The organism is Colwellia sp. 6_MG-2023, assembly GCF_030547765.1.
GTDB lineage: Bacteria > Pseudomonadota > Gammaproteobacteria > Enterobacterales > Alteromonadaceae > Colwellia.
Genome location: NZ_JAUOPP010000004.1, coordinates 183,646 through 196,586, shown reverse-complemented (window position 1 = coordinate 196,586; position 12,941 = coordinate 183,646). Strand labels below are relative to the sequence as shown.

Below are 12,941 nucleotides of genomic sequence, written 5' to 3'. Positions count from 1 at the left end.
GTGAAGGTGGTCGTACTGTTGGTGCTGGTGTTGTATCTGCAATCATCGAGTAATTAACACTTTATTGTAGTTAACCTGTTGGTTAGCGAACACAAAAGGTTAATGAATAAAAAAGGTCGCTTCTGCGGCCTTTTTTATTTTTAAAAAAGAAAATATAAAAGCTAATAAAGGATCATCATGTCTTGGCAGTCAACTCTCTCTTGGGAGAATGCACAAAAACGTGCAAAGATATTACAGCAAATCAGGGATTTTTTTGCAGAACGTAATGTTCTTGAAGTGGAAACACCTTCTTTATCTCAAGCAACGGTTACTGATGTACATTTAGAGGGATTAAGTTGCCGTTACAACTTCCTTTCTGACAGTCCTATAAATCAAGCAATTCCTTTGTATTTGCAAACGTCTCCAGAGTTTCACATGAAGCGTTTATTAGCTTCTGGTTATGGTTGTATTTTTCAAATAGCTAAAGCATTTCGTCATGAAGCATTTGGTAAATATCATAATCCAGAATTTACTTTACTGGAATGGTATCGAATTAATTTTGATCACTTTGACCTAATGGCTGAAGTAGGAGAGTTGTTAAAAACGACTTTGCACTGTGCTGAGCCTATCAAGAAAACGTATCAAGAGTTATTCATTGAATATACCGCTCTTGACCCATTAACTGCTTCTCGTGATGATTTACTTACGGTCATTAGTCGTAATAATAAATTAAGCGATTGGTTAGTAAATGAAGATGACAATGATATTTTACTACAGTTTATTTTTTGTGAAATAATTGAGCCAGTAATAGGACAAAATGAGCCGTGTTTTGTTTATAATTTTCCAAGCTCACAAGCATCTTTAGCTAAATTATGTCCTGATGATAATAGGGTGGCACAACGTTTTGAATGTTATTATCAAGGGATAGAATTAGTGAACGGTTTTAATGAGTTAACCAGTCATGAAACTCAAGTCCAACGTTTTCAAGAAGATAATAAAAAAAGAGCAGTGTTAAGCTTGCCAGAGAAAGTTATTGATGAAAATTTTATTTCTGCATTATCACATGGTTTACCTCAATGTGCAGGTGTCGCATTAGGTGTTGATCGCTTAATTATGTTGGCTTTGAAGATAGAGCATATTGAACAAGTGATAACTTTTCCCATAGGGAGTGCTTAGTAATTTATCATCAGAGTAATTTTATTAATGTTATAACATATCAATCGTGGTATTATAGTAAAGTGAGTTACCGTATTGTTCATCAGTGTAATATTTGTAGGAAATAGTTTTCTATACCATAGTGTCGTCTGACTCTTATAGACAGCAATGTATGAACGTTAGTATTGTTTATGTTTTATTTGAAAAGTGAAAAACCATGTTAGATCGAATAGGTATTACAGCAACTTCATTATGTGCATTACATTGCATACTTTTGCCTATTTTACTGCCCATTTTACCATTATTAGGTTTGAGCTTTTTAGCTGATCATACTTGGGAGCATGTCTTTTTACTAATGACTGCTGCTTTAGGAACAATAGCCTTGTTTTCGGGGTTTAAACGTTATCATAGACGATTATACCCCTTTTACTTGCTCTATTTAGGTATTGCTCTTTATTGGATAAAACATGATTTTTCGGAAGCATTAGAAATCTATTTTATTGCGGGTGGCGCAAGCCTAATCATCGCCGCACATTTTATTAACCTTAAGTTATGTAATAATTGTAAGCAATGTGACGATGAGACATGTAGCCCTTCTTAATTACTTATAAATCTAATTCTTTTAGTTTTCTGGTTAATGTATTTCTTCCCCAACCTAATTTCTTGGCTGCATCTTGTTTGTGGCCTTGAGTAAATATCAACGCACGCTCTAACATTATTTTTTCAAATTCAGGCATAGCTACTTCTAATATTGCATTACTTCCTTGTGCTAATTCTTGATCCATCCAATCGCTAAGTGCTGATTGCCATGATGTGTTATTGCTGTTTGTTGGTACTGTTTTTTCAGTAAGCTCGCTTGGCAAATCTTCTAATAGTATTTCCTGACCACTGGCCATTACCGTAAGAAATCGACAAATATTTTCGAGTTGTCTTACATTGCCAGGCCATTGAAATTGCTCTAAGAATGCTGCTGCTTTCTTGCTGATGGTTTTAGGTTCAACGCTCAGTTCGTTGGCAGCTTGTTTGAGAAAGTGTTGACTTAGTTGGACTATATCTTCCTTTCTTTCTCGTAAGCTAGGAAGCTGAATACGAATTACATTAAGGCGATGAAATAAATCTTCTCTAAATTCATTGCTATTAACACGATCCTCTAAGTTTTGATGAGTTGCGGCGATAATACGTACATCAACCTGGACTGGTGAATGCCCACCAACGCGGTAGAATTGACCATCTGATAGTACGCGTAACAAACGGGTTTGAATTTCCAGTGGCATATCACCAATTTCATCAAGAAATAAAGTCCCACCATGTGCTTGCTCAAACCTTCCTTGACGCACAGAATTGGCTCCGGTGAATGCGCCTTTTTCATGACCAAATAGCTCAGACTCAATAAGATCTTTAGGTATAGCAGCCATATTTAAAGGAATAAAGGGAGCTTGAGAACGAGGGCTATGAGAATGCAAAGCGTGAGCAACTAATTCTTTACCTGTACCTGACTCACCATTAATTAGCACACTGATACTTGAGCGTGATAAGCGACCAATAGCTCGGAATACTTCCTGCATTGCTGGTGCTTCACCAATTAACCCTGCCGTAAGCGGGGTCACATCATTTTGTTGATTTTTTGCATTTTGCTCTTGTGCATGGGTTAGTGCCCGTTTTGCTAGGGTAACGGCTTCATCCATATCAAAAGGTTTAGGTAAATATTCGAAAGCCCCACCTTGATAGGCATTAACTGCACTATCTAGATCAGAGTGAGCCGTCATGATGATAACCGGGATATGTGGGTGATCCTTACTAATAGTATTAAGTAGGGTCATACCGTCGATATCAGGCATCCTTATATCAGATATAATAACCTCAGGTTGATCATGATCGAGCGCTATTAATAAATTACTAGCGCTTTCAAATGAAGCCGTACTAATATTAGCTTTAGTAAAGGCTTTTTCTAAAACCCAGCGAATTGAGCTGTCGTCATCAACTATCCATACTTGTTCAGTGATCATTGTGTATTCTCTTGCGTTAATTTTTAAAGTTGTGTTAGTAGCGTCCTAATAAAAACTTAGTCTCAGCTTAAGGGGAGAAGAATTATAAACTCTGTATGCCCAGGACGACTTCGGCAAGAGAGCTTGCCTTGGTGTTGATTTATTAAAGTTTGTGAAATAGATAAACCTAAACCGGTTCCATTTGAGCGACCGGATACCATAGGGTAAAATAAAGTGTCTTGTATTTTTTCAGGAATACCTGGCCCATCATCAATAATGCTAATTTTTACCGCTAATTTTATTTGTTTACCATTAATAGTTGCATTACTGGCTATTCGTGTTTTTAGGGTAATTTTATTTTCGGGGCTTATTGCTTGAATAGCATTATTAACAATGTTTAATACTGCTTGCTGTATTTTTTCTTGATCACATTCTATGTTAGGAATTGAGGGATCATAATCACGTTTTAACTCTATTTCTTGCTCACTTGAAAAATTAACCACTTGGCATACTTTCTCTAGCACAGAATGAATATTATAGCTTTTAACTTGTGGTAATTGATTTGGACCTAATAGCCGATCAACTAAGTTAGTTAACCTGTCAGCTTGCTCTATGATCATGGCAGTGTATTCTTGTTGTTCTTCATCAAGCTCTTTATTTAACAGTTGAGCAGCACCACGAAGACCGCCAAGTGGGTTTTTAATTTCATGTGCTAACCCCTTAATTAAGTCACGAGCAGCAATCCATTGCTGCTGTTGAAATATTTCAAGGCTGATTTGTTTTTGTTGGTCAATTTGTTTGAACTCAATCAGAATGTGAGGAATGCGATAAAACTCTACTGACGACGCGGTTACTTCTGCGGTGAAGCGGTGAGTTTTATTAAACTCTATCACTATTTCGCTATCAGTAAATTCTTGCCCTGTCGTGAGCAGCTGTTCTAAACGTGATTTAGTTATTGACGTATTTTCGAAAATTAAATCAAAAGGGCTGCCATATAGTTTATACAAACTTTTTATTAACAAGGCTTCAGCCGCAGGATTTAAGTAACAAATATTTAATTTTTGGTCGAGTATTAGTACCGCAGTCACTAACTGATTCGCGAGTGTTTGTTGGTAACTTAATTTAAGTCGTTGGATATCTTGTCTTGTGTGCAACATAAAGTCTCATACTTATACTGGGGTGCACTGATTTGGTGCTTTAAATTTAGTATATTCTAGAAAGGTTTTATTTGCAGGGCTAAATACGGCTATTTAGTGCTAATTTTCACTAATTAATAGATGCTCGATGCATATAAAACGTTATAGGGTCAGATAATGCAATTACCTTGCCTTCTTCGTTAAATACTTGCATTTTTATTTGGTGTTCACCGCGATCAATATTTCTAAGAGAGAATTGGGTGTGATTTTGAGGAGTTTGATAAGCTTCACCGTCTAAAATTAGTTGTACTTTTAAACCACGTTTAAATCTTGGTTGTATCATAGCGCTAATAAGGATAGAGCCGGTATTATCACGAATTGTGTCATGATTTTTAGGGTGATTAATAATGATTTGATAATCTTCAGGTACTATCTCTTTTTGAATATCAAGTAGTTGTATATCTATCGAACTAGATGATTCAATAACATGGCCTGGATTAGTTTTTACTTCTTCTGCGCCAGGTGAAGGGGTGTCTGAGTAGACTAGTTGGCCAGCTTCATTACGCCAAAGATATATTTTAGTGGTACTCGCGTTTACCGGCGCAATTATGGATATAAGTAATATTAGTAATAAAAATTTAATCATAATTTATCAAGTATATCTTGTTCCTTTAGATATATCCAAACACACGATAATGTGAGGCATCAGTAGTTATAATTTATACAAAAACTTGTAACTTTACTACTATAAATATTTTGAGCACAAAAAAGCTCACCGAAGTGAGCTTTTTGATTTAAAGCCAAGGCTCTAAAAGTATAACTACCAGGGCTTAAACGCTGTAGTACATACCAAATTCTACTGGGTGAGTTGAAGTATTTAATAACTCACAATCAGCACGTTTAAGGTCAATGTAAGCATTGATCATATCGATATCCATAACGCCACCAGCAGTTAAGAATTCGTTATCTTCAGCTAAAGCATCTAATGCTTCAGTTAATGATGTTGCAACTTGTGGTATTGCTGCTGCTTCTTCAGCTGGAAGGTCATACAGATCTTTATCCATAGCATCACCAGGGTGGATCTTGTTTTTGATACCGTCAAGACCAGCCATTAACATAGCAGAGAATGCTAAGTAAGGGTTAGCTGCTGGATCAGGGAAACGAACTTCGATACGTGTTGCTTTTGGTGTTGGAACTACTGGGATACGAATTGAAGCTGAACGGTTAGCCGCTGAGTACGCTAGCATGATAGGTGCTTCAAAATGTGGAACTAAACGTTTGTATGAGTTAGTTGCAGGGTTAGTAAATGCATTAAGTGCTTTAGCATGCTTGATGATACCACCAATGTAGTAAAGAGCCATTTCAGACAATCCACCGTATTTATCACCAGAGAATAAGTTAACACCATCTTTAGCAAGAGATTGATGAACGTGCATACCAGAGCCGTTATCACCAACTAATGGCTTCGGCATAAATGTTGCTGTTTTACCGTAAGCATGAGCAACGTTATGAACAACATACTTATATACTTGTACTTCATCAGCCTTTAATACCATAGTATTAAAACGACAAGCGATTTCGTTTTGACCAGCAGTTGCTACTTCATGGTGATGCGCTTCAACAACTAAGCCCATATCTTCCATTACTAAACACATAGCAGAACGAATATCTTGTGAAGAATCTACTGGAGAAACTGGGAAGTAACCGCCTTTAAGGCCAGGACGATGTCCCATGTTACCTTCTTCATATTCAGTACCTGAATTCCAACATGCTTCTTTATCGTCAACTTTAAAGAAAGAACCACTGATATCAGTGTGGAAACGTACGTCATCAAATAAGAAGAATTCTGGCTCAGGACCAATTAATACAGTATCAGCGATACCGGTAGAACGTAAGTATTCTTCAGCACGTTTCGCTACAGAGCGAGGGTCACGGCTGTAACCTTGCATTGTATCTGGTTCTACTACATCACAACGAATGTTTAATGTAACAGCGTCCGCAAACGGGTCTAACACAGCAGAATCTGCATCAGGCATTAATACCATGTCAGATTTGTTAATTCCTTTCCAACCTTGAATTGAAGAACCATCGAACATTTTACCGTCTTCAAAAAAATCTTCGGTTACTTGATGATGAGGGATAGAAACATGTTGTTCTTTACCTTTAGTATCGGTAAAACGAAGGTCAATAAACTTGACGTCATGTTCTTTAATTAAATCGAATACTGCTTGTGACATTTTGTCTCTCCAGTGAGGGTTAGTTTTAAATTTCTTTTGATGCAAACCAAAGTTTTGACATATACAAGCTAATATTGTGCCAATAATAAATCATAATCAAAACAATGATTTAGAAAGTTTACAAAAAACGCTTTGCACGGTTGTAGTGCGTTGTGGGATCTTTGTGGTGCAAAATACTAGTTCGAAAGCCACTATATCTTATTTTGAGCAATTTTCATGTACTATTTGTACCATTTTGACACAAATCAGTCACAAAGTAGGTTTATCATAAAAAATATCTTTTAATATAAAAAAACTGTATAATACGCGCCCAATTAAAGCCTTAGTTATTTAAGCCCCGCGTATTGTTGTGGTATTAAATAATAATAAAACAGCGAGACGCCTGTGTTAGATAAATTAAGAAATGTGGCAATTATTGCTCACGTTGACCACGGAAAAACGACTTTAGTCGATAAGTTATTAGAGCAATCAGGTACATTAGATGTACGTGGTGGCCTAGAAGAACGTACAATGGATTCAAATGATATCGAAAAAGAACGTGGTATCACAATCTTAGCTAAAAACACGGCTATTAACTGGAACGGTTACCGTGTAAATATCGTTGATACTCCGGGCCATGCCGATTTTGGTGGTGAAGTTGAACGTGTAATGTCAATGGTAGATTCAGTTTTACTTATTGTTGATGCGCAAGAAGGTCCTATGCCACAAACGCGTTTCGTAACGAAAAAAGCGTTTGCTCAAGGTTTAAAACCAATTGTTGTTATCAATAAAGTTGATAAGCCTGGCTCTCGACCTGATTGGGTTATGGATCAAGTTTTTGAATTGTTTGACAACCTTGGTGCTACAGACGAACAATTAGATTTTAAAGTTGTTTATGCTTCAGCAATTAATGGTTGGGCTACACTTGAAGAAGGTGAAACTGGCACAGATATGACGCCATTGTTTGATACTATTCTTAAAGAAGTGCCTTCACCAGAAGTTGATCCTGATGGTCCATTTCAAATGCAAATTTCTCAACTTGATTACAGCTCATATTTAGGTGTAATTGGTGTTGGTCGTATTACGCGTGGTTCTGTTAAACCAAATCAACAAGTAACTATTAAATTGGCAAATGGTGGCGTACATAACGCTAAAGTTGGCAAGGTATTTGGTTACTTAGGACTTGAACGTCTTGATGTTGCAGAAGGTTTTGCAGGTGACATTATTGCGATTACAGGTTTAGGTGAATTAAAAATCTCAGATACGATTTGTTGTCCTACTTCTGTTGAAGGTTTACCAGCATTATCAGTTGATGAACCTACGATCAACATGACTTTCCAAGTTAACACTTCACCATTTTGTGGTAAAGAAGGTAAATTTGTAACGTCACGTAATATTAAAGATCGTTTAGATAAAGAATTAATTCATAACGTTGCATTACGTGTTGAGCAATTAGAAGATGCAGATAAATTTAAAGTATCAGGTCGTGGTGAGCTTCATTTAGGTATTTTAATTGAAAACATGCGCCGTGAAGGTTTTGAGCTAGCAGTGTCTCGTCCAGAAGTTATTATTCGTGAAGTAAATGGTGTATTAGAAGAACCATACGAAACAGTTACTATTGATGTTGAAGAACAGCATCAAGGTCCTATCATGGAAAGAATGGGTGTTCGTAAAGCTGAATTAACGGATATGGCACCAGATGGTACTGGTCGTATTCGTATGGATTTCATTATGCCAAGTCGTGGTTTAATTGGTTTCCAAACTGAATTCATGACATTAACATCGGGTTCAGGTTTAATTTATCATACATTCTTTGAATACGGACCTCATAAAGGTGGCGAAATTGGTCAACGTAAAAATGGTGTAATGATTGCTAATGCTACCGGTAAAGCATTAACTAACGCTATCTTTAACTTACAGTCTCGTGGTCGTATGTTAATTGGTCACGGTATTGATATTTATGAAGGTCAAGTTATTGGTATTCATAGTCGTGATAACGATTTAACTGTAAACGCCCTTAAAGGTAAGCAGTTAACTAACGTTCGTTCTTCAGGTACTGATGAAGCACAAACATTAACGCCGCCTATCATTATGTCGTTAGAGCAAGCATTAGAATTTATCGATAATGATGAATTAGTAGAAGTAACACCAGAAAGCATTCGTATACGTAAAAAGTTCTTAAAAGAGAATGATCGTAAACGTGAAGGTCGTTCAGGTAAGTAATTAATTACTTAAGTTAACCTAAAAAGGCCGATTGATGCTAAATCAATCGGCCTTTTTGTTAGAAAAATATCAATACATTATGAATGCTGATTAACCATTACTGTTAAATGTCGCAGCATCAAGAATAGAGTATAAGTGAAATATAGCGGCTATAATTGCAGGAATAATAAGCCACCACAGCGCATACCCACCAACACAAACAATAGCGAATATAATTGCCGGTAAAAGTCTTCCTTGTACTAATTGGCCTAGACCTGGAAAAAAGATATTACAAATTGCAGCAATAACATTGCCACCAGAACCTTGCTTTGACATAACACACCTTGCTAGTAAATTAGTTACTGATATCATAATATAATATTTACTATTAAAAAATCAGTAAATTAATGAAATATAGAATAACTATGATTAAATGGTTTTGTTTATTTTAAGCTTACTCATATCTACTAAAATGAGTAAAAAATTAGCCTATTGGTATATATATGAGTTCCGTATACATATTTTTTGAAAAAGTAAAACAGTCACTACCTTGGCGATATTATTTATCGTTTTTTAAATATTTATTAAAGCGTATCAAACAAGCACAATTACCTGTGGTTGCCGGCCATCTTTCCTATGTTAGTTTGATGTCGCTGGTTCCTTTGATGGTGGTTGCCTTATCAGTGGCAACGGCATTTCCTATTTTTGCCGATATTCATAAAAGTGTTGAGCAATTAGTTTTTGACAACTTTGTACCAGCAGCTAGCGGGGTAGTGCAAGAATATTTAGCGTCATTTGTAGCTAATGCTTCTAAAATGTCAGCCGTGGCGATCTCTTTTTTATTTGTTGTTGCCTTATTACTGATTTCTTCTATTGATAAAACGTTCAATAATATTTGGCAAGTAACGCAAAAGCGCCGTGTTATCACCTCATTTTCTATGTATTGGATGATACTGACATTAGGGCCACTTTTAGTGGGGGCTAGCATTGCTATTTCTTCTTATATTGTATCCCTAGTAGCAATAGGTGTTGAGGATGATTTTGGTATCACTGATCAGCTTTTTAGGTTATTACCTATTTTGTCTTCTATGTCAGCTTTTGTACTTTTATATATGTTAGTGCCTAATAAAGCAGTACCATTTAAATATGCTTTTTTCGGTGCTTTAGTTGCGGCTATTTTATTTGAATTTGCTAAAAAAATATTTGCAGAATATTTAGCTGCATTTCCCTCTTATCAAGCAATATATGGTGCGTTAGCTATAGTACCTATTCTGTTTTTATGGGTATATTTATCTTGGCTAATTGTACTAGGTGGCGCTGTAATTACAGTGTCGTTACAAGAATACGAACTAGAAAATGAATTGGAAAACCCACAAATATGATTGCGTTAATTCAAAGAGTAAGCTCAGCAAGTGTTACCGTTGACAATGAAGTAATAGGTGAAATAGGCCAAGGTTTACTGGTATTTTTAGCTGTTGAGCCTGAAGATTCCCAAGCAAAAGCTAAACGTCTTGCCGAGCGAGTTGCTGGTTATCGGATTTTCAATGATGAAAATGGAAAAATGAACTTGAATGTCAAACAAGCAAATGGCGAGATCTTAGTTGTCTCGCAATTTACTTTAGCGGCAGATACCAGTAGTGGTATGCGACCAAGCTTTACTTCAGCAGCTAAGCCTGACTTTAGTAAGAGCCTTTATCAATTCTTTTGTCAGCAGCTACGTGATAAAGGTTTTAGCGTACCAACAGGTGAATTTGGCGCAGATATGAAAGTGCAATTATTAAATGATGGTCCAGTAACATTTACGTTAACCATTTAATTTTTCATGGTCTTCAGTCATTAATTGCTTAAAAATTAATTACCTAAATATTAATGATTAGAAAAACTCGCCTGTGTTTTTATTCATTAATCATGTCATTTTTATGGGTGGTGTACTGTAAATATGCTTAGCATATTATTGAATTGCTACCCTATACAACAATACAACCTTGAATTAAACCTCAGTTTAATTCATCAATTTTTATAAAAAATGATGAATTTTGATATTTTTTTACGATTTTTAGGAAAATTGTATTTCTCATAAAGGCCTTTTTTAGGCATAACTTTTCTCTAAATTTGATTTCACAATACTCTTGGGTTATTTTGTTCTAAAATAATTACAATAAGTAGTACAGAATGCACTTAAATGATATAGATTTGCGGCTTATTGCTATTCTTCAGCGTGATGTTAGTATTGCGATTGATGAATTAGCTAAGCGTGTTGGATTAACTAAAACTCCATGCTGGCGTCGTCTACAAAAACTAGAGAAAAGTGGAATTATTAAACGTAAAGTCGCCTTGCTTGATGCTAAGTTATTAGATCTAAGCGTGTCGGTTTTTGTGCAAGTAAAAACCAGCAAGCATGATAGCGATTGGTTGGCGCAGTTTTCTAAAACTGTATCAGCTTTTCCCGAAGTGGTTGATTTTTATCGCATGAGTGGTGAATATGATTATTTACTACGTGTCGTGGTTAAAGATATTGCTAGTTATGATGCTTTTTATCAGCGTTTTATTCGAGCGACTAGCTTGACCGATGTTACCTCTAGTTTTGCCATGGAAGAGATTAAGCGCTCTACAGAATTACCATTGGTGATATCTTAAAGATTAGTTTACCAGTCTCTTGCTTATTTATAACTGATTACACTCACTTTAGGTTAATCGAACAGGGGACAATTATGTCGTTAGAACAGCACTTTTCTAAATTTCGTCAACACATTATAGGCCAAAACCTTGAGCATGAAATTAATGGAAAACAGCAAAAAATTATTTATGCTGATTGGACTGCAAGCGGTCGTTTATATCAACCAATAGAAAATTATATTAGCCATACACTTGGGCCTTATGTTGCCAATACTCATACTGAAACTAACTTAACCGGTAGTACGATGACATTGGCGTATCATGACGCACAAAAAGTGATTAAGCGCCATGTAAATGCATGTGATAACGATATCTTAATTACCTCTGGTGCAGGAATGACTGATGTTGTGAATAAGTTTCAGCGTATTCTTGGGTTGAGAATTCCGGAGCGCATGGCTGAGCAAGTCAGTTTTAGTGAGGAAGATAAGCCAGTCGTGTTTATCACTCACATGGAACATCACTCAAATCAAACAACTTGGTATGAATGTGATGTTACGTTAGAAATTGTGGCTAGTGACGAGAATGGTTTACCTTCTTTAGATAATTTAGAAGCGTTATTAGTGCAATATAAGGATCGCAAGGTCAAAATAGGCTCTTTTACTGCTTGTTCAAATGTGACGGGTATAAAAACTCCTTATCATCAGTTAGCTGAGATTATGCATAAGCATGGCGGGCTGTGTTTTGTCGATTTTGCTTGTTCAGCGCCCTATGTAGATATAGATATGCACCCTGTTGATAAGCTACAAACGTTAGATGCAATCTTCTTTTCGCCACATAAATTTTTAGGTGGACCTGGGAGCTCTGGTGTTCTTATTTTTAATAAAAGTTTATATAAAAATAAAATTCCTGATCATCCTGGCGGCGGTACAGTAACTTGGACTAACCCATGGGGCGAGCATAGCTTTTTCAATAATATTGAAATACGTGAAGATGGTGGAACACCAGGGTTTTTACAATGTATTCGTACCGCGTTAGCTATCAAAGTAAAAGATGCGATGGGGACAGATAATATTGCTAAACGAGAGCAAGAGCTAACAGAATATGTCATGTCAGAGCTAAGCAAAAATGAACAAGTAAATATGCTTGAACCTACAATTACAGATCGTTTAGCCATAGTGTCATTTTATATTACCAATGTGCATTACAATTTAGTTGTACGTTTACTTAATGATAAATTTGGTATTCAAACTCGAGGGGGGTGCTCATGCGCAGGTACTTATGGTCATATTTTACTCAATGTTGATCAAAATACATCACAACAAATTACCCAACAAATTGACGAAGGAAACTATTGTGAGAAGCCAGGTTGGATTAGGGCTTCTTTCCACCCAACAACAAGCAATGAAGAAGCAAAGTTTGTTGTTGAGTCAATTAACAAGTTAACTGACAATATGGCTGAATGGTCGAAAGAATATCGTTTTAACCCTGCAACAGGTGATTTTGAAAAGAATATTACCTCGGAAGGTAAGTTACAAAGTTATGTTGGAATAAATGGTTTTAAACCGTTGTATTGTGGTGAAACTATTGTAGAATCGGGAGTCAATAAATCTATGCTAAAAAGATTCTTCCGATAAATGACAGAAAACACTATT

General features: G+C 36.1%; 12 protein-coding genes. 7 read left to right on the top strand and 5 right to left on the bottom strand.

The window, feature by feature from the left end:
* The first annotated feature begins 177 nt into the window (after positions 1 to 177).
* Both epmA and Q4503_RS04475 read left to right on the top strand, forming a co-directional pair.
* Complete coding sequence (epmA, locus tag Q4503_RS04480) at positions 178 to 1,155, top strand: elongation factor P--(R)-beta-lysine ligase (RefSeq protein ID WP_303601488.1); 978 nt, start codon at positions 178 to 180, stop codon at positions 1,153 to 1,155.
* A 196-nt stretch (positions 1,156 to 1,351) separates the two neighbouring features.
* On the top strand, positions 1,352 to 1,735 hold the full coding sequence (locus Q4503_RS04475) for a MerC domain-containing protein (RefSeq protein ID WP_303601487.1): 384 nt from the start codon (positions 1,352 to 1,354) through the stop codon (positions 1,733 to 1,735).
* 4 nt (positions 1,736 to 1,739) lie between these two features.
* Here the strand turns inward: Q4503_RS04475 and glnG are convergent, their stop codons facing one another.
* The 4 genes from glnG to glnA all read right to left on the bottom strand — a co-directional run bounded on the left by glnG (position 1,740) and on the right by glnA (position 6,492).
* A complete protein-coding gene (glnG, locus tag Q4503_RS04470) occupies positions 1,740 to 3,140 on the bottom strand; it encodes a nitrogen regulation protein NR(I) (protein WP_215972308.1) in 1,401 nt (466 codons plus the stop codon).
* A 62-nt stretch (positions 3,141 to 3,202) separates the two neighbouring features.
* Positions 3,203 to 4,276 carry a nitrogen regulation protein NR(II) gene (gene glnL, locus Q4503_RS04465; RefSeq protein ID WP_215972309.1) on the bottom strand — a complete coding sequence of 358 codons (1,074 nt, stop codon included), beginning with the start codon at positions 4,274 to 4,276 and terminating at the stop codon, positions 3,203 to 3,205.
* A gap of 109 nt (positions 4,277 to 4,385) precedes the next feature.
* On the bottom strand, positions 4,386 to 4,901 hold the full coding sequence (locus tag Q4503_RS04460) for a DUF4124 domain-containing protein (RefSeq protein ID WP_215972310.1): 516 nt from the start codon (positions 4,899 to 4,901) through the stop codon (positions 4,386 to 4,388).
* Positions 4,902 to 5,085: 184 nt separating this feature from the next.
* Entirely contained in the window at positions 5,086 to 6,492 is a 1,407-nt protein-coding gene (glnA, locus tag Q4503_RS04455) for a glutamate--ammonia ligase (RefSeq protein ID WP_215972311.1), read from the bottom strand.
* A 384-nt stretch (positions 6,493 to 6,876) separates the two neighbouring features.
* On the opposite strand from glnA, the gene typA reads away from it, so the two are divergent.
* A complete protein-coding gene (gene typA, locus Q4503_RS04450; protein WP_215972312.1) occupies positions 6,877 to 8,694 on the top strand; it encodes a translational GTPase TypA in 1,818 nt (605 codons plus the stop codon).
* A gap of 90 nt (positions 8,695 to 8,784) precedes the next feature.
* On the opposite strand, the gene Q4503_RS04445 is transcribed toward typA, so the two are convergent.
* Positions 8,785 to 9,009, bottom strand: a complete 225-nt coding sequence (locus Q4503_RS04445) for a hypothetical protein (protein WP_215972313.1) — start codon at positions 9,007 to 9,009, stop codon at positions 8,785 to 8,787.
* A 167-nt stretch (positions 9,010 to 9,176) separates the two neighbouring features.
* Between Q4503_RS04445 and Q4503_RS04440 the strand changes: the two genes are divergently transcribed.
* From Q4503_RS04440 to Q4503_RS04425, 4 genes are all read left to right on the top strand, one after another.
* Positions 9,177 to 10,055 (top strand): virulence factor BrkB family protein, encoded by an 879-nt coding sequence (locus Q4503_RS04440; protein ID WP_215972314.1) that lies wholly within the window; start codon positions 9,177 to 9,179, stop codon positions 10,053 to 10,055.
* Positions 10,052 to 10,489, top strand: a complete 438-nt coding sequence (gene dtd, locus Q4503_RS04435; RefSeq protein ID WP_215972315.1) for a D-aminoacyl-tRNA deacylase — start codon at positions 10,052 to 10,054, stop codon at positions 10,487 to 10,489. Before Q4503_RS04440 ends, dtd begins: the two co-directional genes overlap by 4 nt.
* 356 nt (positions 10,490 to 10,845) lie before the next feature.
* Positions 10,846 to 11,310, top strand: coding sequence for an Lrp/AsnC family transcriptional regulator (locus Q4503_RS04430; RefSeq protein ID WP_215972316.1), 465 nt, complete (start codon positions 10,846 to 10,848; stop codon positions 11,308 to 11,310).
* 74 nt (positions 11,311 to 11,384) lie between these two features.
* The gene (locus Q4503_RS04425) at positions 11,385 to 12,923 is read left to right on the top strand and encodes an aminotransferase class V-fold PLP-dependent enzyme (protein WP_303601486.1); all 1,539 of its coding nucleotides are present in this window, start codon (positions 11,385 to 11,387) and stop codon (positions 12,921 to 12,923) included.
* The last annotated feature ends 18 nt before the right edge of the window (positions 12,924 to 12,941 follow it).